The organism is Dermabacter sp. Marseille-Q3180 (assembly GCF_940792985.1).
GTDB classification, from domain to species: domain Bacteria; phylum Actinomycetota; class Actinomycetes; order Actinomycetales; family Dermabacteraceae; genus Dermabacter; species Dermabacter vaginalis.
In genome coordinates, this window is sequence record NZ_CALNWU010000001.1 from 1 (window position 1) to 24,875 (window position 24,875).

General features: G+C 62.8%; 20 protein-coding genes and 4 tRNA genes. 14 read left to right on the forward strand and 10 right to left on the reverse strand.

The annotated features are described in order from the left end of the window. Positions 1-317 precede the first annotated feature (317 nt). Entirely contained in the window at positions 318-959 is a 642-nt protein-coding gene (locus NBW56_RS00005; RefSeq protein ID WP_250257504.1) for a hypothetical protein, read from the reverse strand. Here NBW56_RS00005 and NBW56_RS00010 point away from each other — a divergent pair. The 11 genes from NBW56_RS00010 to NBW56_RS00060 are packed head-to-tail and all read left to right on the forward strand — an operon-like array spanning position 939 to position 12,888. Further along, complete coding sequence (locus tag NBW56_RS00010; protein WP_250257505.1) at positions 939-1,745, forward strand: tetratricopeptide repeat protein; 807 nt, start codon at positions 939-941, stop codon at positions 1,743-1,745. The genes NBW56_RS00005 and NBW56_RS00010 overlap by 21 nt on opposite strands. Position 1,746: 1 nt before the next feature. After that, positions 1,747-2,760 carry an HAD-IIA family hydrolase gene (locus NBW56_RS00015; protein ID WP_250257506.1) on the forward strand — a complete coding sequence of 338 codons (1,014 nt, stop codon included), beginning with the start codon at positions 1,747-1,749 and terminating at the stop codon, positions 2,758-2,760. Between the two features lie 10 nt (positions 2,761-2,770). Further along, positions 2,771-3,631, forward strand: a complete 861-nt coding sequence (locus NBW56_RS00020; RefSeq protein ID WP_250257507.1) for a TlyA family RNA methyltransferase — start codon at positions 2,771-2,773, stop codon at positions 3,629-3,631. Between the two features lie 50 nt (positions 3,632-3,681). Further along, positions 3,682-4,638, forward strand: coding sequence for an NAD kinase (locus NBW56_RS00025; RefSeq protein WP_284346067.1), 957 nt, complete (start codon positions 3,682-3,684; stop codon positions 4,636-4,638). Continuing rightward, positions 4,639-6,351, forward strand: coding sequence for a DNA repair protein RecN (locus NBW56_RS00030; protein WP_250257508.1), 1,713 nt, complete (start codon positions 4,639-4,641; stop codon positions 6,349-6,351). Continuing rightward, a complete protein-coding gene (gene steA / locus NBW56_RS00035) occupies positions 6,348-7,529 on the forward strand; it encodes a putative cytokinetic ring protein SteA (RefSeq protein WP_250257509.1) in 1,182 nt (393 codons plus the stop codon). The genes NBW56_RS00030 and steA overlap by 4 nt, the downstream gene beginning before the upstream one ends. Further along, entirely contained in the window at positions 7,526-8,599 is a 1,074-nt protein-coding gene (locus NBW56_RS00040) for a copper transporter (RefSeq protein ID WP_250257510.1), read from the forward strand. The genes steA and NBW56_RS00040 overlap by 4 nt, the downstream gene beginning before the upstream one ends. Beyond that, positions 8,596-9,483, forward strand: coding sequence for a hypothetical protein (locus NBW56_RS00045; RefSeq protein WP_250257511.1), 888 nt, complete (start codon positions 8,596-8,598; stop codon positions 9,481-9,483). Before NBW56_RS00040 ends, NBW56_RS00045 begins: the two co-directional genes overlap by 4 nt. Further along, complete coding sequence (gene murJ / locus NBW56_RS00050; protein WP_250257512.1) at positions 9,480-11,150, forward strand: murein biosynthesis integral membrane protein MurJ; 1,671 nt, start codon at positions 9,480-9,482, stop codon at positions 11,148-11,150. Before NBW56_RS00045 ends, murJ begins: the two co-directional genes overlap by 4 nt. Before the next feature lie 4 nt (positions 11,151-11,154). Further along, entirely contained in the window at positions 11,155-12,285 is a 1,131-nt protein-coding gene (locus tag NBW56_RS00055) for a glycosyltransferase family 4 protein (protein WP_250257513.1), read from the forward strand. 3 nt (positions 12,286-12,288) lie between these two features. After that, entirely contained in the window at positions 12,289-12,888 is a 600-nt protein-coding gene (locus tag NBW56_RS00060; protein WP_250257514.1) for an NUDIX domain-containing protein, read from the forward strand. Here NBW56_RS00060 and NBW56_RS00065 read toward each other — a convergent pair. From NBW56_RS00065 to glgX, 7 genes are all read right to left on the reverse strand, one after another. Beyond that, a complete protein-coding gene (locus NBW56_RS00065; protein ID WP_250257515.1) occupies positions 12,885-14,135 on the reverse strand; it encodes an HRDC domain-containing protein in 1,251 nt (416 codons plus the stop codon). The two genes, NBW56_RS00060 and NBW56_RS00065, sit on opposite strands and share 4 nt — an antisense overlap. A gap of 7 nt (positions 14,136-14,142) precedes the next feature. Then, positions 14,143-14,751, reverse strand: a complete 609-nt coding sequence (locus tag NBW56_RS00070) for a DUF3000 domain-containing protein (RefSeq protein WP_074296966.1) — start codon at positions 14,749-14,751, stop codon at positions 14,143-14,145. A 69-nt stretch (positions 14,752-14,820) separates the two neighbouring features. Next, positions 14,821-15,261 (reverse strand): peptide-methionine (R)-S-oxide reductase MsrB, encoded by a 441-nt coding sequence (gene msrB / locus NBW56_RS00075; RefSeq protein WP_065247682.1) that lies wholly within the window; start codon positions 15,259-15,261, stop codon positions 14,821-14,823. Next, complete coding sequence (locus tag NBW56_RS00080) at positions 15,258-16,043, reverse strand: dihydrofolate reductase family protein (RefSeq protein WP_250257516.1); 786 nt, start codon at positions 16,041-16,043, stop codon at positions 15,258-15,260. Before NBW56_RS00080 ends, msrB begins: the two co-directional genes overlap by 4 nt. After that, positions 16,043-17,824: a malto-oligosyltrehalose trehalohydrolase gene (gene treZ, locus NBW56_RS00085; protein WP_250257517.1), complete on the reverse strand. Its 1,782-nt coding sequence runs from the start codon at positions 17,822-17,824 to the stop codon at positions 16,043-16,045. Before treZ ends, NBW56_RS00080 begins: the two co-directional genes overlap by 1 nt. Next, a complete protein-coding gene (gene treY, locus NBW56_RS00090) occupies positions 17,821-20,340 on the reverse strand; it encodes a malto-oligosyltrehalose synthase (RefSeq protein WP_250257518.1) in 2,520 nt (839 codons plus the stop codon). Before treY ends, treZ begins: the two co-directional genes overlap by 4 nt. A 30-nt stretch (positions 20,341-20,370) precedes the next feature. Beyond that, positions 20,371-22,602: a glycogen debranching protein GlgX gene (gene glgX, locus NBW56_RS00095; protein WP_250257519.1), complete on the reverse strand. Its 2,232-nt coding sequence runs from the start codon at positions 22,600-22,602 to the stop codon at positions 20,371-20,373. 303 nt (positions 22,603-22,905) lie between these two features. Here glgX and NBW56_RS00100 point away from each other — a divergent pair, with 303 nt between their 5' ends. Then, positions 22,906-24,099 (forward strand): IS481 family transposase, encoded by a 1,194-nt coding sequence (locus tag NBW56_RS00100; RefSeq protein WP_250257520.1) that lies wholly within the window; start codon positions 22,906-22,908, stop codon positions 24,097-24,099. A gap of 93 nt (positions 24,100-24,192) precedes the next feature. Here the strand turns inward: NBW56_RS00100 and NBW56_RS00105 are convergent. After that, a tRNA-Gly gene (locus NBW56_RS00105) sits at positions 24,193-24,268 on the reverse strand. A 1-nt stretch (position 24,269) separates the two neighbouring features. Then, positions 24,270-24,341: transfer RNA gene (locus NBW56_RS00110), tRNA-Val, on the reverse strand. 366 nt (positions 24,342-24,707) lie between these two features. Between NBW56_RS00110 and NBW56_RS00115 the strand changes: the two genes are divergently transcribed. Together NBW56_RS00115 and NBW56_RS00120 are read left to right on the forward strand one after the other, a co-directional pair. Then, positions 24,708-24,780, forward strand: a tRNA-Gly gene (locus tag NBW56_RS00115). A gap of 22 nt (positions 24,781-24,802) precedes the next feature. Beyond that, positions 24,803-24,873, forward strand: a tRNA-Cys gene (locus tag NBW56_RS00120). The last annotated feature ends 2 nt before the right edge of the window (positions 24,874-24,875 follow it).

Here is a 24,875-nt window from a genome sequence, read left to right on the forward strand (position 1 = left end):
AACACCAAACGTCTTCACGAAGCATTGGGCTACGCCACCCCACAAGAAGTAGAAACCGAGTACTATCTCACCGAGCCCATCAACACAGGGCCGTAAAAGAAGCGGAACCAAACCCAGGACGCTTCACAGTGTGAACTTGGCCGGAAAACGGTGCCTACGGAGGCCTCGGAACGCTCGCGTCTATTAGCGTAGAACTACGTTGTGTACCGCGCTTGCGCGGGACCGCCAACGATGAGAGTTCCCCGCGTGCTGCACGATCGTGCCATGGCGCGCCCCCTGTGAGGAGTTGCGGATTGTCCGACAACGAAAGCTTTGAATCAAACTCGCGGCCTGCCCGCGATGACCGCCCCCGAGCCAAAGGCGAGTATGGATCGCGTAAGCCGCGTTCCGATGCCGGGCGCGGAGAAGGGCGTAAGAATGTGCGCGGTGGACACGATCAGCGGGGCGGAAACGGTCGCGAAGGCAAGCGACGGTCCTACGGATCCGATCGCAGCTCGCGCTACACCCGCGCCGGCCGCGACGGTGAATGGAAGGACCGCCGCACAAAGCGCGATGATCGTGATGGTGAACGGCGCTGGGGTCGTGAGGATCGGCCGCGTCGTGATGGTGAGCGTCGCCGAGGTCGTGAGGATAGGCCGCGTCGTGATGGTGAGCGCCGGTGGAATCGCGACGGCAAGCCCCGACGTGAGAGTGATCGCCGCCGAGGCGAATTCAAGGGTCGCGAAGGTCGCCCGGGTCGCGGAGATCGCGGCTTCCGCCGTGACCGTGATCAGAGGCGTTTTGAGCAGCGCGAACGTCTGTCGAGCGCGGAGGGGTTTGAGGCGGATCGCCAGGAGCGTTTGCGCGAAGGTCGCGAGCCCTTCGTTCCCGCGGACATCACCGGCAGTGAGCTCGCCCCCGAACTGCGCGGCACGCTCAGGGCTCTTACCAAGGAACAAATGGAGCGAGTGTCTCGCCACCTCGTAGCCTGCGCGATGCTGACGGAAAGCGAACCGGAACGGGCACTCGAACACGCCAAATGGGCTGCGCGTTTCGGAGCGCGCGTTGCCTCGGTACGCGAACTTTACGGCGCCTTGCTTTATGAGGCCCGAGATTACCGCGGTGCGATGCGCGAAATGCGCGCAGCGATGCGCATGAGTGGAAACGTCGATCTTTTGCCGATCGTTGCCGACTGCGAACGCGGGCTCGGCAGGCCAGAAAAAGCGTTCGACATTGCGCAGTCCGAAGAGGCGGCAAAGCTGACCAACGCCGAAACGATTGAACTCATGATGGTGGTTGCGGGCGCCTACGCTGACCTCGGCGATCTAGATACGGCGATCGCCACCCTCGAGATTCCCGCTCTGCGCTCCAAGGTCGATGGAAAATGGCAGTTCAGGCTGTGGCTCGCCTACGCCGATCTCCTCGAGGCGGCAGGTCGGGCCGACGAGGCCAAAAAGTGGGTCACGCTCGCCGCCGATGCCGACGTCAACGAAGAAACCGACGCGTATGCACGCCTTGGGCGCGCCCCGCGTCCTCGCGAGGCAGCCATCGAGCGCACCGAGGAAGAAATCGGTGTGTTCGACGTGGAAGCAGACTTCGAAGAAGCCGAGCGTGAAGCCGCAAAAATTGAAGGCCTGAATGCTCAGCAGTCGTCGGACCTCGAAAAGGCGACCGAGCGAACCGAGCCCTCCGCTTCTCCCGAGACTCCCTCATCTGCCCTGACCTCAGGTCCCTCCGATGCAGATTCCCCTTCCGAGGAGGAATGACGTGAAGCTTCCTGAACCGACGTTCGTCGATCTTTTCGATGCGCTCCTGTTTGATATGGACGGGACGCTCATGAACGGTGCGCGCGTGATCGACCACGGTGTAGAGGCGATGGCCCATGCCAGGGCTAAGGGCCTCGCGATCGCCTTCGCCACAAATAATGCCTCGCGCACGCCAGACATGGTGGTTCACCACCTGACATCGCTCGGCTACGAGGCCCATGCGAACGAAGTCGTGAACTCGCCGATGGTGGCGATGAGCCTTGTGAAGAAGCATGTTGAGCCGGGCAGCACCATCCTCGTCGTGGGCGGCCGTGGGCTTGTGGAAGAGGTCGAGCGGCATGGTTATACCGTGACGCGTGAAGACCGCGAGGATGTCAAGGCCGTCATCCAGGGTTTTGCGCCGACCGTCGGCTGGGCTGATCTCGCGGAGGCGGCCTATGCCATTCGCCGCGGTGCGTTTTTCGTTGCCACCAATATTGATTCGACCCTGCCCACGGAAAAGGGTTTTGCCCCCGGTAATGGCTCGCTCGTGCATGCGCTCGAGTTTTCGACTGGGGTGAAGGCCATCGCGGCAGGCAAGCCGGAGCCGGCAATGTTTACGGTCGCGGCGGAAAATGCCGGATCGACGCGCCCGCTCGCGATTGGGGATCGCCTCGATACCGATCTTGAAGGCGGCAATCGCGCGCATGTCCCCACTTTTCACACGCTCACGGGTGTCTCAAGCTGGCTTGATGCTGCACACGCGCCCGCTATTCAGCGCCCCGTGTTCGTGCGCCCGAACCTTTCGTTCCTTGCGCAGAGCGCCGCGCACCCCGTGATTGACGGTGAGCGTGCGCATCTGGGAGGGACTTCAGCTCGTCTTGAGGGAGGCGACATCATCGTGACAGGAGATGCCTCCAGCTGGCGTGCAGCGCAGGTCGTCGTGTCGCTCGTCAATGCCCGTTTCCCCGAAAGCGCCTTCGAAGGCGAGATCCGCGCGGTATCGGGCGAACTCTTCGCGCCGTTTGGCGACTAGCGCTTTCACCGTGCCACGTCTCGATGCCGCTCTTTTCGCTCGCGGCCTCGCACCCTCGCGCACGCATGCGCGACGCATCGTTGAGGAAGAGCGTGCGCTCGTCAATGGCCGCCTTGCCCGAAAGCCCTCGATGAGCGTCTGCGCCACTGACGTGCTTGAGGTGCGCGGTGTACCCGAGGGAGGAGAGTTCGCTTCGCGTGCGGCCCTCAAATTAGAGGGAACGCTCGAGCGGCTCGGCCCATGTGCGCCGCGAATTGAGGGGGCCCGGGTGCTTGACCTGGGAGCGTCAACCGGGGGTTTTTCCGACGTTTGCCTTCGCCGCGGTGCACGCCACGTGTGGGCGGTCGATGTTGGGCACGGGCAGCTTCTTGCACGCCTTGATCGCGAGGAGAGACTCGCCAACCTCGAGGGTACTGATGCGCGCTCTCTCACGAGGTCCGTGCTCGCCGCGGCAGAGCCGAACGGAGTGGGCACTCCCGATCTCGTGGTCACCGACGTGTCGTTTATTTCCCTCACCCACATTCTTGAGGTGGCCGCGGGGCTCGTGGAACCGGGTGCTCCTCTCCTTTTCATGCTCAAACCTCAATTTGAGGTGGGGCGTGCGCGGCTGCCAAAGTCGGGCGTCGTGACCGATCCCAGGGCTTGGCGCGACGCGCTTATGAGCATCGTCGAGTGCGCCAGAAGCGTCGGACTTTCGCTCCTGGCTGTGCACCCGAGCCCGCTTCGGGGGCAGGACGGGAATATCGAGTTTTTTCTTCTGTGCGAAAAATTGCCCCTTGGCACACGCGCGGCCGAGGGTGAATGTGGAATGATCGAGGGTGCCCTTGCCGAAGCCGAGGGTCGTCGTCACGAGGACTGCGCCGGCTCATAGGAGTTGGGCGCGCCGCACGTTCCGGGAGGAGGAGAGTCCTGAGGCGTTTTTTGCTGTACGTTCACACGGGCCGCGTCGTGGCTCTCAAAGCGGCGCGAAGAGTTGCGCAAGACCTCCACGCTGCTGGCGTGAAACCAACCTTGACGCGGGCGCAGGCCGAAGAAATTGCCGCGTGCACCGATGAGCCGGAGGCCCGTGCGCTCGTCGAGACGATTAGTGCCGGCCAGCTCGAGGTTCTCGACCAAGAGAAACTGCCGGCAGAAACTGAACTGTGCATCGTCCTTGGCGGCGATGGCACGATCCTTCGCGCGCTTGAGTTGATCCGCCCGCTGAGCATTCCGGTGCACGGCGTGAATCTCGGGCACGTGGGCTTCCTCGCGGAGAGTGAAGTGGCGGAGCTTGGTGCGACCGTGCGCAGGCTCCTTGCACGCGACTACGTTCTTGAAGCGCGAAGCGTGATCCGCACGAAGGCCTTTGCTGCGAGCGGTGCCCTCCTTTACGCCGATTGGGCTCTCAACGAAGCGAGCCTTGAAAAGAGTGAGCGGGCGCGCATGATCTACGTCGTGGTGGGTATCGACGGACGCCCCGTTTCGGAGTTCGGGTGTGACGGGGTGCTCTTGTCGAGCCCCACGGGCTCGACCGCCTATGCGTTCTCGGCGGGTGGCCCCGTGATGTGGCCCGAGGTCGACGCGATGCTGCTGGTTCCCCTCGCCGCGCACGCGCTTTTTGCGAGGCCGCTCGTGATGGGGCGCTCTTCCGTTGTGGAGATCGAGATTTCGCCTGACTCGCCTTCGCCCGCCCTGTTAACGCTCGACGGTCGCCGCCAGGTTGAACTTCCACCCGGCTCACGTCTCGAGACTCACCTTTCGAAAAGCAGCGTCCATTTTGCGCGTTTTGCGGAGACCCCGTTTGCGGATCGACTCGTGGAGAAGTTCAAGCTTCCCGTGGAGGGCTGGCGCGGTGGCAATCCCGATGCGCGGTACGAGCCGGGCGCGGAGGAGAGCTGAATGCTGCGATCGCTTTCGATTCGCCGCATCGGGGTTATCGACGATGCCACGATCGATTTTGGGCCCGGTTTTACGGCGCTCACGGGCGAAACCGGTGCGGGCAAGACCATGGTGATTACGGGCCTCGGCCTTCTTATGGGGCGCCGTCTTGATTCGCGGCGGGCCGGCGTGTCGAGCACTGTTTCAGGGTGCGTGGGCCTTGAAAAAGGCGCGCCCGTTCTTGCACGACTCGACGAGCTGGGCGCAGAGGTGGAAGACGACGAAGTTCTCGTGGTGCGCCGCGTGACGAAAGAAGGGCGCTCTCGCGCGCATATTGGCGGAGCTCCGGTTCCCGTGGGCACGCTCGGCGAGGTCATGGGGGCAGAAATCACGATTCACGGGCAGAGTGATCAGCTTCGCCTGCGAGAGCCAGCCGCGCAGCTTGCGGCACTCGATTCGATTCTGGGGGAGGAGGGCCGACGCTTGCTCGCCCAGCATCGTGCCCTTTTCACTGAAAGTGTTTCCCTCGAGAAAAACGTCCAGCGCCTCTCGAATGCGCTTCGCGATCGCGAGCGGCGCGAAGGTGAGTTGAACGAGATTCTCCAGGCGATCGAGGCGGCGAGCACTTTCGAAGGTGAGGATGACGCTCTGCGGGAGGAAATTGCGCGCTTGAGCGATGCTGCCGACACCCTCGCGGCGCTCGAGGGTGCGCTCATGCACCTTGCCGGCGATGAGACTTCGAGTGTGCTGACCCATGCCGATGCTGCTGCCGCTTCGCTTGGCTCGGCGCCTGGAACCCCCGAGATCCTCAATCGCCTTCTTGCGCTGCGTGAAGACGCGAGCGAGATCGCACGCGAGATCTCGCTTGTGCGCGACGGATGGGAGGCTTCGCCGGGAAGACTCGAGGAAGCGCAGGAGCGCCTGCACGAACTCAGCGTTCTCGTGCGCGACCTCGGCCCACGTCTGGGAGGGGCGCAGAGTGTGAGTGCGCTTTTGCATCATTCGCGCGAGGCACTGGAGGCTCTCCATGAGCTCGAGGACGGAGCGAAGCAGCTCGAGGAGTACGAGAGGCGCCGCAGGGAGCTCGAGGGTGAGCTTACTGAGGTGGCATCGGCGTTGAGCGCTCAACGGCGCGAGGCGGCCACTCGGCTCGCGGGGGAAATTGAAAGCGAGCTCGCGGAGCTCGAGATGCCAGGTGCGGCGCTTCGCATTGATGTTGAACCCGCGGCGCGCACCGCGAGCGGCAGTGACCAGGTGACGTTCACGATGCAACCGCACCCCGGTGCGGAGTTCATGCCGGTCGCCACCGGTGCTTCTGGCGGCGAGCTTTCCCGCGTGATGCTCGCACTCGAGGTTGCTATTGCTTCGCTTGCCGAGGCGTCGCGCGGCGGCGTCCATCCGGTTTTTGTTTTTGACGAGATCGATGCCGGGATCGGAGGGCGTGCGGCTCGTGCCGTGGGCGAGCGGCTCGCGCGGCTCGCCGAAAGTGCCCAGGTTATCGTCGTCACTCACCTTCCGCAGGTGGCGTCGTGGGCCGGCTGCCACGTGCGGATCGTGAAAGAAACGCGTGTCGAGGATGGCGAGGAGCGCACGCTCTCTCGGATCGAGCCGCTCGAGGGGGAGGCACGCGTACGGGAGCTCGCTCGGATGCTCGCGGGGGATGCAGAAAGCGATGCTGCACTCGAGCATGCTGCGGAATTGCTCGCGACCTCAACGGGGGTCCGTGGCGCGTGAGTAGTGAATATGATTTCCCGATCGCTGGTCGGGCGAAAGTTGGGGCACGCACCAAGGATCTGACGAAACGCGTTGAGCCTGGCGACATTGTGGTGATCGACCACGAGGACATTGATCGTGTCGCCGCCGAAGCGCTCGTTGATCGCCATCCGGGTGCTGTGCTCAACGCCGCCCCATCGATTTCGGGCCGCTACCCGAACGCCGGCCCGAAGATCCTCGTCGACGCCGGTATCCCCGTTTTTGACGTCCTGGATCAGGATTTGTTCGACACGGTGCGCGAAGGGCGGTTCGTCGAGATCGACGAGAGTGGTCTCTCGCTGAGTACCGGCGAGCGCCTTGAAGCGGAACTGTACTCACGAGAGGTTCTCGAGGAAAAGCTCGAGAAGGCCCGCGAGGGTCTCAGCGAGCAGCTCGAAGCCTTTGCCTCCAACACGATGGAGTACATGCTCCGAGAACGAGAACTGCTCATTAACGGTGTGGGAACGCCCGAAGTGCACACGCGTTTCCAGGGGCGGCCGGTCCTGATCGTTGTGCGCGGCTACCACTACCGTGAGGACCTCGCGACCCTCTTGCCGTTCATTCGCGAGAACAGGCCAGTCATCATCGGTGTTGATGGTGGCGCTGACGCCGTTCTCGATGCCGGATATCGGCTCGACATGATCATCGGTGACATGGATTCGGTTTCCGATCGCGCGTTGAAGAGCGGCGCTGAAATTGTTGTGCATGCGTACCGCGACGGCCGTGCTCCGGGTATGGAGCGCATTCGTGAACTTGGCCTCGCGGACGACGCCGTGACGTTCCCAGCCTCCGGTACAAGCGAGGACATCGCGATGCTCCTCGCTGACGATCGAGGCGCTGACGTGATTGTCGCCGTGGGCACCCACGGGACTCTCGAGGAATTTCTTGACAAGGGCCGAGCGGGCATGAGTTCGACCTTCCTCACGCGTTTGCGTGTGGGATCAAAACTCGTGGACGCCAAGGGAGTCTCGCGCCTGTATCGACAGCGCATCTCGACCATTCAGCTTGTCTTCCTCGTTGTCGCGGGTCTTCTCGCGCTTGCCGTCGCCCTTTCGGTGACCGACGGAGGCCAGGCACTCATCCAGATTCTTGGTGCGAGGCTCGATGATGCCTTGCGCTTTTTCACCGCTCTGTTTACCCAGGGAGGACCAATCCCATGATCGACTTTCGCTACCATCTTGTCTCGCTCGTGGCGGTGTTCCTCGCGCTCGCGATTGGTATCGTGCTCGGCGCGGGTCCCCTCCGCGACGGTGTTGGGCAGACACTGACCGCACAGGTCGAACAGCTGAGAGTGGAGCGCGATGAGATGCGGGCGTCGAACGACGCACTCACCGCCGAAAATGACGATCTCGAGGGTTTCGTGGAATCGTCTGGCGCAGGACTCGTGACCAACACGATGCGCGGCGAGAAGGTCGCGACGATTGCGGATCACTCCTCGCTCAGGAAGGAAGCCGAGGCCACGCGCGCCCTTGTGGATGCCGCTGGCGGAGAGAGCGGCCCGCGCATTGAGCTTGGTCAGGCGCTGTGGGATCCGGCGGCGGAGGGCGAGCGCCGATCTGCCCTCGCGACGATCACGAAAACGTGGCCTGGCGTGAAGCCGAGAGGCGCCTCAACCTCCGAGATGCTCGCGTCGATCGTTGCGCGGATCCTCGCACCGAGCGAGGACCTTGATGATGCGGCACGTCTAGAGATTGCGAAGGTCTTGAGCGCGAGCGGTGTCCTTACACTCGAAGGCGATATTTCCGCTGTCGATTCCGTGCTTCTGCTCTCGGGTGAAGAATCGCTGTTTGCGGTGACGAGCGATTCACCAGACTCGGCTTCGAAACGCGCGGATAATCTCCAGAAGGCTCGTCTTTCGCTTGTGACGACTCTCGACCGGCGAGGTGTATCGCTGGCCGTTGGCGGTTCTTCGACCGCGCGCGGCAGTTCGGAAGGGATCGTATCGGATGTGCGCTCGGGCGATCTTCGCGACCGAGTCGCAAGCATCGACATGCTCACGTATGCCTCGGGTCCCGCGACGCTGACGCTTGCGCTTGCCGCGGCCCAAGTCGACATGCCTGGAGCGTTCGGCTCAGCTTCCGATGCCGAGACCCTGACCCCCGACGCGGCGGCGATTCGTGAGGCGTCAAAAACGACGGCCGAAGAAAACGGAGATGAGGATTCGCAGGAGCCGCACACCGAGGCGAATGAGAACGAAGACGCTCCCGCAAGCGATGGCGGTGGGCAATGAACGCTACTGTGCGCTCGATCATGCTTGGGGCGGGAGCAGCGGCAATGGCCTCGCGCGCATGTGCCGAGGTTCTCGATAGGGCCCCCGCGTCGCTACTCACGCACCTCGCGCGCCGCAACTTTCGCGGCGAGCATGTCACGTTGGCCGAGGGGATCGAAGTCGCGTGCGCTCTCACTGCGGGTGCTCTCGTGAGTCTCGGCGCGAAGTCAGCAGCAGCGATGGCTCTCGTAGGTGCGGTTGGTGTTGGCGACGATGTGCTCGAGCCGGTCCTCATGCGGGGCGGCGAAGCGCCCCCGAAGGGACTTAAGGGGCACGTCGGGGCGCTCGCGCACGGACGCCTCACGACAGGGAACGTGAAGATTCTTGGTATTGCCGCGGCAGCCGGCGTGCTCGCGCGAAAATGCGCAAGGGCTCGGGGGGAGAGAGGGGCCGACGCTTCCTGCTCTTCGACTGCTCTCGCCGTGGTCGATTGCGGTCTCGATACCGTTCTTATTGCCGCGAGCGCTAACCTCGCAAATCTTTTCGATCTGCGCCCCTCGCGGGCACTTAAAGCAACGACGCTCGGGGCGATTCTTGCCCTTGCAGGTCCTTCGGGCGCAACTTCCTCGCGCGCGCGTGCCCGCCTTGCCTCCGCGCATGCGGCGGCGATGCTTCTTGCCGCACCTCGCGACTTTGGTGCGCGTGGCATGCTCGGTGATGCCGGTGCCAACGTTCTCGGCGCGAATGCGGGGGCGATGGCGGCGCTTTCCTCTTCACGTGGTTTTCGCGCGGCGGTGGCATGCGTGGCCGTGAGTCTCACACTCCTTAGTGAGCGTGTGAGTTTCACGCGCCTCATTGCCTCCTCTGAAGTTCTCACGGCGATTGACGAATGGGGGAGGTCATGACGGCTCCCTCTCGAACCTCCTCGCTCGTGCGCGCTACGGGTCTTATCGCCGCTATCACGGTCCTCGCGCGTCTCGCAGGATTTGTGCGTTACCTCGTGTTCGGCGCAAGCGTCGGCGCGGGTGAGATCGGAACCGCGTACGCGAGCGCCAACCTCGTGCCGAGCGTCCTGTTCGAAGTTGCTGCGGGTGGCGCGCTTGCGAGCATGGTGATTCCGCTTATTGCGGGAGTCCTTGAGGAATCGCCTCGTGAGCATCACGGCGGAAGTCGCCTCGTTTCGCATGAGAGTGCCTCAGGGATCGTCTCGGCGCTGCTCACGTGGAGTGTGCTGCTCACGCTTGTGCTCGCTGCGGTGCTGTGGGTTGTCGCTCCGGTTCTCGCCGAGGTGATTCTCGGCAGCGGCGCCCTCGCGGCCCAGACGCCCGCGATTGACCTGGGCGCCCGCCTCATGCGGGTCTTCGCTCTTCAACTACCGTTCTATGCCGTGACAATCGTGCTCGGTGCCTACCTTCAGGCCCGCCGTAAGTTCTTTTGGCCTGCTCTTGCACCTCTCGTCTCGAGCGTGGTCGTCATGGGCACCTACGGGATCTATGCCCTCACCATTCCCGTGGGCGTTTCGCCTGCCACCCTTTCGAGCGTTTCCGAGGCCGCGCTCGGCTGGGGCACGACACTCGGTGTCGTGGCTATGGCACTGTGCGTGCTGATTCCGGCGGTGCGTTTCGGTTTCGCCTATAGGCCGCGCCTTGCCCTTCCCCGGGGCGTGCGCTCGCGCGCGCTGGGACTTGCGGGCTCAGGCCTTGCCACCGTCGGCGCCCAGCAGCTCACGACGGCACTGATCCTCGCACTCGCCGTTCGTGCGGGCGGCACGGGAACCCTTCCGCTTTTCCAGTACGGTCAGGCCGTGTATCTCTTGCCCTATGCGGTACTCCTCGTTCCCGTGATGACGAGCGTCTTTCCCGAGCTTTCCGAACTTCGTGCCCTTGGTGATCGGGTGAAATTTTCGGCCCTCACGCTGCGCTCGGTGCAAACGGTCGTGGCCTTTGCAGCGGTGGGCGGTGCGGCGCTCTGGGGTGCGGGCATGCCGATCGATCGGTTTTTCGTCGTGGTCGATCGTTCAGGTATCCTCGGGGTTGGCGCTGTCACGGCGGCACTTGCCATGGGACTCATCGCTTACGGGATTGTGATGCTGACGACCAAGGTGCTCTACGCGGCGCTTCGGCCCGGAGAAGCGCTCGCGATCGGCGCAACCGGCTGGGGAATTGCAGGTGTGCTGATCCTCGTGACGGTTGTGACGTCACCGCCGCGAACGACGGCAACCGCCGGGGTTCTTTTTGGTCTGTGCATTTCCGCAGGAATGTGGATTGCCGCGATCGGTGCACTCAACCTTATTCGCGAACGTGTGTTGGTCCGTGAACACGTGCGGCCACTTTTCACGACGGTTCTCGCGTCCATCATCGCCTCCGCGCTCGGGTCGATTGCTGGGCTCGGGCTTGCGAAGCTGCTGGGCGAACTGTTCCGTGGCGTGTGGGGCACGCTTATTCTCGGCATCGGCACCGGTGTTGCAGGGGCAGCTGTGTGCCTCGGCGTGCTCATGCTCTCCGATCGTGCGCTCGCGGCCCCCGTGCTTGGACTCGTTTCACGCCTCGTGAAAATCCCGAAGGAAGCGTAGCGGCATGCGCCGTGTGATTCTCGTGCGGCCGCGTGCAGAAGGCGGTCTTCTCGCACACGTGCGCGAGGAAGCGCTCCTTCTCGCACATGCGGGTGTGCGCGTTGTGGACGCGGGGGAAGAGGCCCTCGTATCCAAGGCCACCTCTAACGCCAGTGCATCCGGCATCCACCACAGGCCTCTCGCAATCGCGTCCGGGGCGTCGCCGCGTCAAGCATGGGGTGCAGGTCGGGCGCTGCGGGAGATCGTCCGGGAGGAGGTGGAAGGCGCCGACGGGGAGCTGCTCACGGTTCATGCGCACGGTGCGCGAGCGGGAGCGATCGCGGCCCTCGCGCTCACGCCAAAGCTTCGCGCGCGTGTGCGCCTTGTCACGACGCTCCATAACCGCATGCCACGTTCGGGCTTTGCTGCACTCATTGGGCGGGCGCTCTTCACCTTCGCGTCGCGAAAGAGTGCTCTCATACTCGCGGTGTCGCCGGACCTCGCGGTTGCCGCGCGTGCCCGCGGAGCACGCAGGGTTGAGCGCGCAGTCATCCCGGCACCTGGCGCGGCGCTCGACGGTGAACGGGGGCCAGGCCAGAGCGATGTTCTTGAGGTCCTGTGTGTTGCGCGCCTCGCGCCTCAAAAAGACCTTGCGTGCCTGTGCGAGGCTGCGAGGATCGTGGAGGAACGCTACCCCGGCGCGCTTCGCGTGAGGATCGCGGGGGAGGGGCCCGAACGCCAAAACCTCTCCTCACGAATTGCCGCCGAGAAGCTCCCCATAGAGCTTCTCGGCCGGGTAGAAGATCCACGCGCGCTCATGCGCAAGGCCGATGTCGTTGTGCAGACGAGTCTCTGGGAAGGTCAGCCCGTCGCGCTCCAGGAAGCCATCAGCGAGGGCGCCGCGGTTATCGCCACGGACGCGGGCGGTACCCGGTGGGTGACGGGTGAGGAGATCCCTTTGGCCGCGCCGGGGAAGGCGCGAGAGATCGCCGAGCAACTCATAGCCGTGCTTCCCACCGTGCCCGGTTCCCGCGCGCGTCTTGAACAGATGCGTGAAGCCTCGCGAAGACGCGCGAAGCAACTTCCCACCGAGGGTGATTTATTAGCGCAGCTCGAGGGCGCGCTTTTTCCCGACACACGCGACGAGGAGCGATAGTGCATGACTATTCACGAGGACACGCTTGCCGACGAATTCTGCCCACGGCCCGTTGCCGAGAGTCGAACCGTGTACGAAGGGCTCGTGTGGAACGTCGCTCGCGATAGCGTCGATTTCGCTCCGGGCGTGCGTTTTTCTCGCGACTACGTTTCGCACACGGGTGCCGTGGCGATTCTCGCCTTCACGGTCGAGGGCGAAGCGATTGTGATCAGGCAATACCGACACCCCGCCGGTGCTCACATGTGGGAGCTTCCCGCGGGCCTCCTCGACAAGGAGGGTGAAGATCCCGCCGCGGCAGCGTTGCGTGAGCTCGAGGAAGAAACCGGGTACACAGCGCAGAGCGCGCGCCACTTGCTCGACTATTACCCGAGCGCTGGAGGCTCAAACGAGAAAATTCGCGTGTACGTGGCGCACGGGTGCACGAAGGCCTCGAGCATCGATTTCGCGCGCGTCGACGAGGAGGCGGAGATTCTCACGCGCACCGTGCCACTTGACGATCTTGAAAGTGCGGCGCTTTCGGGCCGGCTCCACAACAGTGCACTTCTCATCGCAACCCTCGCCTACACGTCACGCGTGCGGAAAGGCGAGGACGTCGCGATCTAGGTGCTCGGAGGTGTGTAATCGCGCAGCGATTCGATGATCGCGGGTGTCGCTTGTGCAGCCTGCCACGGCCGCGCGCCTACGGCCTCGAGTTCGCGCTCGATCTGTTCGGGGCTCGCGTGAGGTATACGGTGTTCCGCCTCGGCGTTGAAGTGACTCCACACCCAGTGGCGCACATGGCCGGGAGAAATGAGATTCTCGACCGGCATATGTAGTTCATCGGCGCGCGCAAGAAGCCCCTCACGAACCTTCTTGTAGGCGCCGAGAACCTCTGGGAAACGCTTCGACCACGACCGGTGATTGGGGTAGGGGCCCGCGGCTCGCGTTGAGGGGAGGTGCACGCGAGGAAGTTCGCGTGCTTCACGTACGCATCGCCACCACTGCTCGCGATGCTTGAGATTTTTCGGTGCCGCCTTGTCGAATGCCTCGCGGCCTTTGCTCGAGGCCTTCGCCATGGCCACAAGTGGTTTATCGCGAAGCACCATGAACGGCGCGATATCGGCATGACGGGCAATCGAATCGCGTCGCTCCCACATCGCACGTGCGACCGCAAGCTGAAGCGGGCTTTTGAGAGTACCGAGCCCGTGCAGGCTACGCCACGGCTCGTCGGGTGTGTCGGGGTGCGCAAATGTTGCTTCGAACGCAAATTCCTCTTGAGCCCACGCGGTTTTACCGCTCTCGTCGAGCCGCCGCGTGAGAGCAGCCTTGAGCTCGGCGAGGTATTCCACATCGAGTGCGGCATAGTCGAGCCATGATTCCGGAAGCGGCCTCTTCGACCAATTCGCGCTCGAATGCTCCTTGGCGAGCCGCACACCGAGCAGCTCTTCGGTGAGGGCGCCAAGATTCACCTTGGGCAGTCCCACAAGCCTGGCGGCGACCTCGGTGTCGAAAAGCGCGGGTGGTGTCAGCCCGAGCATCGAGAGTGAGGGAAGGTCTTGTCGAGAGGCGTGCAGAATCCACGGGTGAGAGTTCATGATGTCCGTGAAAGTTCCCGGGAGTTGGCACGCGAGCGGATCGAGCAGCAAAATTCCGGCTGCCTCGGTTTTGATCTGCACGAGGTAGGCCTTCGCGGAATACCGGTAACTCGAGGCACGTTCGACATCGATCGCAAGGTCCTCGCCGCTTTCAACGCGCGCGCACCACTCGAGGATGCCCTGGATGGTCGCCACGAGAGCTGGAGTTCCTCCCGCGGGCTTCTTAATGAGAGGCGCGGATGCTGTTTCCGTCGCCTGAGCGTTCGCGTCAGTCATGGATCCTTTAGCGGTCCTTCGCGGCAGAAAGGTGAGGAGCCCTCGCACGGTGCGAGGGGTGAAGGGGGCTTACGGATAGCGGCTGCGGTGGGAGACCACCGGCAGCGCACAGAATCGCGGACCACGCGCCAAAGTGAGGCCCGAGGGCGAGCGAGTCCGGTGTCCACGAGGCACGCATCTCGACGTCCACAGTCGTGGGCCGTGCCGCGAGCGCCCCGTAACTTTGCGACACGACGCGCGTCACGGTGCATCCGAGTTCGTGTGCCTCGGCGCCCGCAAGTTCAAGCGACTCGGTGACCCAGCTCCACGCGACATCGCCGAGCATCGATTCGAGGGCGAATTCGTGCTCCAGTTGGGCTTGGATAAGGGTCACGACCCTGGCCCGGCCCTTCCAGTCATCCTTGCCGTTCGGATCGTAGAGCACGATGAACTTTCCGCTCGCGAGGTCGGTGTCGTGCATGACGACGTCGGCCTCGGCCGCCCATGAAAAAGGAGCCAGGCGAGAAGGCGCGGGGATTTCTTCCCACTGAACCTCGTGGCGGAGGGGAGCGGCAGTGAGCGCGTCGATCGCGCTCACGAATTCTTCGCGCTCCTGAGGAAAGTGATGAATGGCCACGGCTGCAAACCTATCGCCCCGTGTCGTGATGGCGGGGGAGGCGCGCCGCGACCGCGTTACTCGGCTGAGTTACTCGGTCGAAGCCTCCGCATCGTCGCTGTGAACGAGGCAGATGGAATTGATGCAGTAGCGCTCGTTGGTGGGCGTGGGGAACCCTTCCCCCCTGAAAACGTGCCCGAGGTGCGATCCACATGAGGCACAGCGCACTTCGGTGCGAACCATGCCGAGGCTGCGATCCTCACGCAATTCCACGCGGTCGCTTTCGGAAGGTGCCCAGAACGCGGGCCAACCGCAGTGGGCGTTGAACTGTTCGCTCGCGCGGAAAAGCTCTGCACCGCACGCGCGGCACGCGTAGGTTCCCGCCGCCCGCACTTCCTCGTATTCGCCTGTGAACGGTCGCTCCGTTCCGCCCTCACGCAGTACGTGATATTCGTCAGCATTCAAACGCTCGCGCCATTCGTCGCGCGAAAGGGCAAAGCGGTAGTGGCCTTCACCAAGCGGTGAGTTCATCGGTTCTCCTTGAGCGTCGTGGGGACGTAGCGTTCGATGCACGCTCCGGGGCTGTGGAAGAGATCCGTGAGGTGCCACGTGAGTCGGTGCAATTTTCCGACGCTTGCCCGCGCCGCCTCGCCTCCCACGGTGATCGCCGAGCGTGTCCATACAAGTTCATCAAACGCCCCATCATCAAAAAACATTCCATTGACGAAAGGACCGCCCTCAACCTGAATGCCTCGAAACCCTCGCTCAGCGAGGGCCTCGACGATCGCGCGGGCTCCGTCGGCTTCGATGATGGCGTCACTCGAAAAACCACTTTCGCGCGCCACCCGGGAGCCATTCCCGGACGGGCACACGAGGAGTGTCGGCCACGTTTCATCAATGTGCGGGGGGATCTTACCGCTCGTCGTGAGGATCGCGAGCGCGGGAAGTTCCGCACCGCATGGACGCAGCCCTTCGCCGCGGAGCACCTTCCGGCCCGAAGGACGGCGAAAGTCTTCGCGTCGCACGGTTGTCGCGCCGCACACGATGATGTCGGGAAGGGCCCGTAGAACCGTGAGCATGAAGAAATCCCACGGGTTTGAGAGCGAACTGGAGGAACCATCCTCGCCAGCGGTGGCGCCGTCGAGACTCTGATTCATCATCGAACGCACGTGAACGCGGTCGCTCGGGAACGCGAGCAATTCACCGAGGCGAAGCGCGCCTTCGTCGTCGAGCCTGATCGACTCGGCGACGGGATGCCCACCTCCCACGAGGCGGGAGAGAGGGTGGGGGGTATCGGAACTGTGTGTCGCCATCAAGCGTCGGACCTTTCGCACACGAGTGCCCCCGCCCCCTCGAGCGTGAGGCTCTCTCCCTCGAGGTGTGCCCCACCGAACGAGGCCAGTTTCCGCACGGGAGAGGGCGACTGCCACGTCACGGGGGCGTCTCCGCGGGAGGCAAGAATGCTGTAACGGCCCCGATGCATGAGGATGGCCCCCTCGGTGAGCGCCTCCACCTCGATCGAGGCGAAATCGCCGCACTGGAAATCGTTGCGCTCGCGCCGAAGGGTAAGGAGAGTGCGGTAGAACTCGAGGAGCGCCGCGTGCGCACCGCTTTGAGTTTCACTCCAGTCGAGGAAAGACTCCTCAAAGGTGGTGCGCGCCTGGGGGTCGGGAACCGCGTCCCCCCAGCCCATGCGTGCAAACTCTTCCCTTCGACCCGTACTCACGAGTGGGCCGATTTCTTCGCCATGATCGCTGAAAAACGCGAACGGCACCTTCGTGCCCCACTCTTCGCCCATGAAGACCATCGGTGTCGTGGCACCGAGGAGATAGAGCGATGCGAGTGCCGCGTGGGTACCAAAGCCGATCGTCTCCGTGAGGCGGTCACCCGCAGCTCGGTTGCCCACCTGATCGTGGTCTTGGATGAACGCGACGAAGGCGTGCGCGTTGTAATCGCCGCTTGCGGGATCAACCTTCTGGCCCCAGGTCTTCCCCCGAAAGGTCGAAAAGGAGCCATCGTGCTCGAAGATTCGCTCGAGAGTTTTCTTGACGCCCCTCGCTTCTCCGAAGTCGACGTAATAGCCCTCGCGCTCCCCGCTCGCCCACGCATGTAAGTGGTGATGGATGTCATCGGCCCATTGAGCATGCATGCCAAACCCACCCTCGGCCACGGGCGTGACCATTGCGGGATCATTGAGGTCAGACTCGGCGATGAGCGAAAGCGGGCGACCCGCCTCGGTACTCATGCACTCTACGGCCCTGGAGAGCTCAGCAAGAATATGCGTGGGAGAGTCATCGCGAAGTGCGTGTACGGCATCAAGTCGAAGCCCGTCGAGGTGGAAATCACGCAGCCACTGGCGCGCATTCGCGAGGATAAACGCGCGCACCTCGCTTGAACCATCGGCGTCGAGATTGACCGCGGGACCCCACGGCGTGGAATGAGTATCTGTGAAGTATGGGCCGAAGTGTCCGAGGTAGTTGCCGTCGGGACCGAGGTGGTTGTACACGACATCGAGAATGACGGCGAGGCCGCGCTCGTGCGCAGCGTCGACAAAACGCGCCAAGGCCGCGGGGCCGCCGTAGGCCTCGTGCGTGGCGTAAAGACCAACGCCGTCGTACCCCCAGCCGCGTTCACCGGGAAACGCTGCGATGGGCATAATCTCGACCGCATTGACGCCGAGCGCACTGAGGTGGTCGAGGCGTGCGATCGCGGAGTCGAATGTGCCCGCGGTCCCGGCTGTACGATCTGCGCCGAACGTACCGATGTGCAGCTCGTAGATGACCTTCCCGCGAACGTCCATCCCCTTCCATGGAGCCTTGAAGCTCAAAGATCGCGGGTCGAAAACCTCGCTCAGGCCGTGTACGCCCTCCGGTTGTGAAAGCGAGCGCGGGTCGGGCAGCGGTGATGTCGAACCGTTAAGGAGGAAGCCGTAGCGGTCACCGGGCTGTGCCGCGAGACCGGGAGCGTGCCACCAGTCGCCATCGCCGCGTTCCATCGCGATCTCACGGCGATGTGTGCCAGTGCGCGGCTCGAGCGCAAGGGCGACCTCGCGGGCGTTCGGCGCCCAAACCTCGAAGCGCGAATAGTCTCTCATCTTCCATCCTCCTCCAGGCCATCGACATCCTCGCGCACGAGGAGCGCGATGGGCCAGTCGGCGAGCAGCGCGTCGAGCTCGAGCGTTCCGCCTTCGATCCGCTCGCCCGTGAGAACGTTCGTGTAGCGCCCCTCGTCGATCACGATCCGTGCACCCCGCCAGCCCTGAGCGCGCGTGTCGAGCACATGCGGAAGGCGGGTGGCGATGGTCACGACCTCGGCAGGGCCGCCTGCGCGGGCACGGGCAAACGCGACCGCGTGGGCGGACGACGTGGGGAGCGGCAGGTAGGTGGCATCGGGACCTATGAAAGCTTCGCGTCGATCGCGCCGGGCCTTGAGGGCCCGGTGCACGAGCAGGAGCTTCTCATCGGCGATGCCGTCTAGCGCCTCACCGGCAAGAAGGGCGTCGAGCCGACTAGCGTGCGCATCGTGGTTCGCCAGACGGCGGTTATCGGGATCCACGAGGCTCAGATCGAGAGTCTCGTTGCCTTGGTACACATCGGGAACGCCGGGCATGGTGAGCTGGATGAGTTTCTGGCCGAGGATGGCCGTGCGCTGCGAGTCGAACGTGAGCGACGTCCACTCGTCGAGGATCGCGCGCACCTGCGTGCTGTCGAGAGCCCACCGCGCGAAGTCGAGCACCTCGCGCTCGTATTCCTCGTTGCCATCGACCCATGCCGTATGCACCTTCGCCTCGCGCATCGCCTTCTCGAGATAGCCCGTGAGGCGCTCATTCGTGAGGGGAGCGAGCCTCGAACCGGGAAGCTCTGTCATCGCTGCGAGGGTCTGCCACACGAAAAGTTCGATGTGGGGGTCCACGAGAGGACCGCGGTGGTGAGTGCTTGCGGAATGCAGGCGCGCCACGTACACGGCCCATTCCGACGGATACTCGGTGAGTGCCGATAGCCGCGCGCGCACGTCCTCGCTGCGCTTCGTGTCGTGCGTCGAGAGGGTCGTCATCGAGGCGGGGAATGTTTCGAGCATATGCACGCAGAAGGCATGAAGCGCCTCGGGATCCACGCCTATGCGCCTCGGATCCGCTCCCACCTCGTTCACCGCGAGAAAGCGGTGGTAGCGGTAGAAGGCCGTGTCCTCGAGCGACTTTGCGTGAACAGGTCCGCACGTTTGCGCGAACCGCGTCACGAACTCGGCACGCAGCGGATCGAGAGTACCGTCGGGCATGAACTGTCCCTGCCCGGCAGCGAGCGCGGTGACAGTCTCGAGCGCAGCGAGGTCATCCGCGTCATTGCCAATCTCGAGGGCCGCGCGCTCGGCGGCCTCTGCGAGCACCTCGCGTTCGGTAGCGGGGGCTTTTTCACCCGGCACGATGTAGGCACGGTAGCGGTCCATCGCCATCAGGAGTTCGATAATGGCCTGTTCGAGCCGACGCGTGGTCGTATCCCGCAGCATGATGTCCGCATCGCAAATACGCCTCGCAAGGCGAACGAGCCGCGAGATCTCAGCCCACAGTGAGCCGTCGATGATCTCTTTTGCGCTTTCACGCACGATCTGGTCGAACGAACGGGTGTCGGAAGTGAAAACCTGCCACAGGCGCGTGAGCTCCGTGGCACCGACCGGGTCGTGGAACAACCCTTGGACGCGCCAGAGGGCGTCGTAGCCCGTTGTTCCCGCGACCGGGAAATCCTCGGGGAGCGACTCTTCGCCCTCGAGAATTTTTTCGATCACTGTCCAAGCGCCACCGGTCGCGCCCTCGAGGCGTCGAAGGTACCCGCGGGGATCCGCGAGGCCATCGGGGTGATCGATCCGGTAGCCGTCTATGATGCCTTCGGATTGGAGGCGGATGAGCGTCTCGTGAGTCTTTTCGAAGACCGAGGGGTCCTCGACCCGAATGGCGGCGAGGGTTTCGACGTCAAAGAAACGGCGGTAATTCAACTCGTCGGTTCCGATACGCCAATACGCGAGGCGATAGTGCTGGGCCTCGAGCAATTCCACGAGGGGAAGGTCCTCGGTGCCCTTCGCCAGCGGGAAAACGTGATCGTAGTAGCGAAGGACGCTCTCGGTGCGCACCGAACCATCGGGTTGCGGCACCTCCGCCTCACTTCGTTCGAACTCCTCGTCGAGGATCGCCTTTGCCACGGGGCGGCCCAAAACGGGCAGCACGATCCCGTGTTCGCCTCGCCAGTCGATATCGAACCACGAGGCGTAGACGCTCTCTTGCCCCTCCCGCAAGACTGACCACAGGGCGCTGTTGTGCCAGATTGGCGTGGGAATCGTCATGTGATTCGGGACGACATCGACGATGAGGCCCATGCCGCGCTCGTGCAAGGCATCCGCGAGCCTCCTCAGCCCTTCCTCACCGCCGTTCTCCAGGCTCACGTGCGAGTGATCCACGACGTCGTAACCGTGCATTGAACCAGGTGAAGCCTGGAGGATCGGCGAGATGAACGCGTGAGTGACTCCGAGCCGGTCGAGGTACGGCACGAGTTTTTCTGCGTCCTGGAAGGTGAACTCGGGGGTGATCTGTAAACGGTAGGTACTCGTAGGTGCATCGAGCATGGGCGATCCCTCTCGTTGATGAGGCGTGTCTCAGTACTTCTCGCGGCCGTCTCCGCCTTCGGGCTCGCTTGGTGTTGCGGGAGTCAGCACTGACGTATGCGGAGTGAGGGGATTGGTGAGAGACGTGGAGTCGTCATTTTCGCCAGGGGGAGTCAGAGGGCCGCGGCCGAGAACGAGGGTGGTGAACGCAGGGCGCGTGAGTACTTCGCCGGCCTTGACCGTGTCGCCTTGGCTCAGTGCCTTCGAGGTCGAGGCGGTCACCACCCATTCGAGGCCGTACTCTTCGCCCGGCACCGTGAATTCCACGTCTGTTTCAGAGGCGTTAAACATGAGCAGTGCTGAGTCATCAACAATGTGCTCGCCACGCTTATTCGGCTCAGGAATCGCACTCCCATTGAAAAAGACCGTGAGGCATTTCGCGACTGGGTCGTTCCATTCGTCGTCCGTCATCGGGGTGCCGTCAACGCCGAGCCACGCGACATCAGGCAGGGGCGACTCCGCGCCATCGCGCACCTCGCCGAGCAGGAAGCGGCGGCGACGGAAAATCGGGTGGGCGCGGCGAAGCTCGATCAGCATGCGAGTGAAGTTCAGCATCTCCTGCTGGCGCGGACTAATCTCCCAGTTCATCCATGAGATCTCGTTGTCCTGGCAATACACGTTGTTGTTGCCCATCTGCGTGCGGCCGAGTTCATCGCCGTGAAGGATCATGGGGACGCCCTGGCTGAGCAGCAGCGTTGCCATCATGTTTTTTGTGCGTTGAAGCCGAAGATCGAGGATGGATTCGTCATCCGTCGGCCCCTCCGCGCCCGAGTTCCACGAACGGTTATTCGATTCGCCGTCGTTGCCACCTTCGCCGTTGTCGTCGTTATGTCGCTCGTTGTAGCTCACGAGGTCGCGCAGGGTAAAACCGTCGTGAGCCGTAAGGAAGTTGACGGAGGCGATCGGCGTGCGCCCCGTGTGTTGATACAGGTCACTCGAGCCAGCGAAACGATTCGCGAACTTCGCGAGCATGCCCGATTCCCCGCGATGGAAATCGCGCATGGCATCGCGATATTTCCCGTTCCACTCAGACCACAGGGGAGGGAACCCACCGACCTGGTAGCCACCTTCGCCGAGATCCCACGGCTCCGCGATGAGTTTGACCTGGGAGATAATCGGATCCTGCTGAATGATGTCAAAGAAGCTCGAAAGGCGATCGACCTCGTGGAGTTCGCGCGCGAGGGTCGAGGCCAAGTCGAACCGGAAACCATCGACGTGCATCTCGGTAATCCAGTACCGGAGCGAATCCATGATGAGCTGAAGGACGTGTGGCGTGCGCATGCGCAGGCTGTTGCCCGTGCCGGTCGTGTCGTAATAGTGCGCGAGATCCTCGTCCACGAGGCGGTAGTAATTCGCGTTGTCGATCCCGCGGAAGCACAGCGTGGGTCCAAGATGATTGCCCTCGGCCGTGTGGTTGTACACAACGTCGAGAATGACCTCGATGCCTGCAGCGTGGAGGTTTTTCACCATCTGTTTGAACTCTTGAACCTGTTGGCCCGTATCGCCCGCGTAGGCGTATTCATTGTGTGGGGCGAAGAAGCCGATCGTGTTGTAGCCCCAGTAATTGCGAAGCCCTCGATCCTGGAGATGTCCGTCCTGAACGAACTGGTGAAGCGGCAAGAATTCAACCGCCGTGACGCCGAGGGATGTGAGATAGTCGATCGCCACGGGGTGTCCCATCGCCACGTAGGTACCGCGGATGCTTTCGGGGATTTCCGGATGCGTCGCCGTGAACCCCTTGAGGTGCGCTTCGTAAATGATCGAATCGTGGTACTCGTGAGCCGGAGGGTGATCATTGCCCCAGTCGAAGTAGGGGGAGACCACGACGGAGTGCATCGTGTGGTCTTTCGAATCGAGATTGCTGAGCTCATGGGGGTTTTCGAGGTCATAGCTCAGGAGGCTCGCATCCGTATCGGGCATCCCTGCGATTGCGCGCGCGTAGGGGTCGAGAAGCAGCTTCGAAGGGTCACATCGATGCCCCGCCGCCGGATCATAGGGCCCGTGCACGCGAAAACCGTAGCGCTGCCCCGGCTGAACAGCAGGGAGGTACACGTGCCACACGAAAGCATCCACTTCGGTCATCTCTACGCGGCGTTCGGAGAGATCATCGCCTATGAGGCAGAGCTCGACCTTGTCGGCGATTTCTGAATAGAGAGCAAAGTTCGTGCCGCTGCCGTCGAAAGTCGCACCGAGCGGATAGGGGGAGCCTGGCCAAATCTGCACTGTGAAAGATTCCTTGCGCTGAGGCAGCGAGTAGCTGCACGTGAACAGGTCTGCACCGTTATTGTGTCCCGCTGGCCTGGCAGAAAACCGAAGTGCACAAGCATGAGAAAAGGCCTCGTGCGCGTGCACGAGGCCTTTCTACTGGAGCGGATGACGGTGTCCGAGGTCATGACATATTTGACGGGGTGTGCCTGGGGAAGGCGTTGTGATCCTTGACAGGTCAGTCGCGTCACTGTTGACACTTAGGGTTACCTCACTCGTGTCGGTGACGCTTGACTGGTGAGTCGGGACATGGTTGACACCATGAACAGTCCCAACCGCAACCTCGCCATCGTCAGAGCCGTTCAAGACCAAGGCGGCACACCCACCAACGTCGCCAAACGCTTTGGCATCTCACGCCAACGCGTCCACCAGATACTCAACGCCTACGACGCAGGCGGCGCCGAGGCAATCGCACCGAAATCACGTGCCCCTCACACCCACCCACACGCGGTACCGGACGCGTTGCGCAACGAAATCATCGATATCCGCAAACAGCTCACCCGGCACGGACTTGACGCAGGACCCGAAACCATCGCCTACCACCTCGAACAGGCCGGCAAACGTGCCCCGTCAACTTCGACGATCCGTCGCATCCTCACCAACGAAGGCCTGATCACCCCGCAGCCGCAAAAGAAGCCAAGAAGCTCCTACATCCGCTTCGAGGCCGCAATGCCCAACGAATGCTGGCAAGCCGACATCACCCACCTCTTCCTTGCCGACAACACACGCATTGAAGTCCTCGACTTCCTCGATGACCACTCGCGATACCTGTTGTCAATCACCGCGGCCGCCGCATTCACAGGCCCCGCCGTCGCCGCCGAACTCACACGCTTAATCCACACATACGACCCGCCAGCATCCACGCTTACGGACAACGCACTGGTGTTCACCGCACGCCTAGCCGGGCGCAAAGGTGGGAGAAACGCTTTCGAAAAAGTGCTCGTCGCACACAAAATCCAACAGAAAAACGGCCGGCCAGGCCACCCTCAAACCCAAGGAAAAATTGAGCGGTTCCACCAAACCCTCAAAAAATGGATTAAAGCCCGACCCCCAGCACAAAACATTGATGAGCTGCAACAACTCCTCAATGAGTTTCGCCAATACTACAACTGCACCCGGCCCCACCGCGCCCTGGGCAGACGCACCCCACAGCAGGCATACACCACCGGAGTCAAAGCCACACCCAACAACAACCCCAAAGAAGAATGGCGAACCCGAAACGACACAATCGACAAAAACGGCAAAGTCAGCGTGCGCTACGCCGGCAAACTTTTCCACCTCGGCATCGGACGCGCCTACAAACACAAGAAAATTCTCATGGTCATCACCGACAACCACATCATCACATCACTGGTTGAAACCGGAGAAGTACTCACCGAGCACTACATCGACACCGCCCGCGACTACCAAAAGGCCTACTGGAAACACGGCGACCCACCGCTCTACCCCAAATGAACAAAACCGGCACCCCAGAACAAAAACAACTGGGATGCCGGCCCGTCCAGCATGTCGCGACTCATGCGTCAAGCATGACGCGACTCATGACACTGGAGCGGATGACGGGACTCGAACCCGCGACCCTCACCTTGGCAAGGTGATGCTCTACCAACTGAGCCACATCCGCGTGGGCGATACTGGGATCGAACCAGTGACCTCTTCCGTGTGAAGGAAGCGCGCTACCACTACGCCAATCGCCCGCATGAGCGTCGCGAAAATTTTCGGTTTCGCTCTGTGCGACTAGACAACAGTACACCACCTAAGCCGGGTCCCAAACTTTGATCGCCCTCGCGGGCCTCTTTTGTGGTGAGGCTCGCAGGCGCTTGGGGGAGTGCGGATTCTTCTATTGGAGTCGACCCAAAGGAGCGGGATTCCAGGAAGTCTCGTCGCCCACTATCGAGGCTCGGCGTTTCCGGAGCTTCTTTACGGGTCGCGAGTTTTCGCTAGTGGAGAAGGCGCGGGTGGGCTCCGAGGTGATCTGGGTCAAAAGGGGGCCTTTCGCTTTGCGCCGGGGGCCATCCTGACGTAATGTATCTATTCGTTGGTCCGAGCGATCGGCCAAAAATGCGGATGTGGCTCAGTTGGTAGAGCATCACCTTGCCAAGGTGAGGGTCGCGGGTTCGAGTCCCGTCATCCGCTCTGGAATCTCAGGTTTCCACGTGGTGGGTTGGCCGAGAGGCGAGGCAGCGGCCTGCAAAGCCGTATACACGGGTTCGAATCCCGTACCCACCTCT

Excerpts from the sequence above, each read along its gene's own strand:
- NBW56_RS00010 (WP_250257505.1), top strand. The coding sequence starts at position 939 with ATGGAGCGAGTGTCTCGCCACCTCGTAGCCTGCGCGATGCTGACGGAA.
- msrB (WP_065247682.1), bottom strand. The coding sequence starts at position 15,261 with ATGAACTCACCGCTTGGTGAAGGCCACTACCGCTTTGCCCTTTCGCGC.
- treZ (WP_250257517.1), bottom strand. The coding sequence starts at position 17,824 with ATGAGAGACTATTCGCGCTTCGAGGTTTGGGCGCCGAACGCCCGCGAG.
- NBW56_RS00040 (WP_250257510.1), top strand. The coding sequence starts at position 7,526 with ATGATCGACTTTCGCTACCATCTTGTCTCGCTCGTGGCGGTGTTCCTC.
- treY (WP_250257518.1), bottom strand. The coding sequence starts at position 20,340 with ATGCTCGATGCACCTACGAGTACCTACCGTTTACAGATCACCCCCGAG.
- NBW56_RS00045 (WP_250257511.1), top strand. The coding sequence starts at position 8,596 with ATGAACGCTACTGTGCGCTCGATCATGCTTGGGGCGGGAGCAGCGGCA.
- NBW56_RS00060 (WP_250257514.1), top strand. The coding sequence starts at position 12,289 with ATGACTATTCACGAGGACACGCTTGCCGACGAATTCTGCCCACGGCCC.
- NBW56_RS00080 (WP_250257516.1), bottom strand. The coding sequence starts at position 16,043 with ATGGCGACACACAGTTCCGATACCCCCCACCCTCTCTCCCGCCTCGTG.
- NBW56_RS00100 (WP_250257520.1), top strand. The coding sequence starts at position 22,906 with ATGAACAGTCCCAACCGCAACCTCGCCATCGTCAGAGCCGTTCAAGAC.
- NBW56_RS00065 (WP_250257515.1), bottom strand. The coding sequence starts at position 14,135 with ATGACTGACGCGAACGCTCAGGCGACGGAAACAGCATCCGCGCCTCTC.
- murJ (WP_250257512.1), top strand. The coding sequence starts at position 9,480 with ATGACGGCTCCCTCTCGAACCTCCTCGCTCGTGCGCGCTACGGGTCTT.
- NBW56_RS00055 (WP_250257513.1), top strand. The coding sequence starts at position 11,155 with ATGCGCCGTGTGATTCTCGTGCGGCCGCGTGCAGAAGGCGGTCTTCTC.
- NBW56_RS00030 (WP_250257508.1), top strand. The coding sequence starts at position 4,639 with ATGCTGCGATCGCTTTCGATTCGCCGCATCGGGGTTATCGACGATGCC.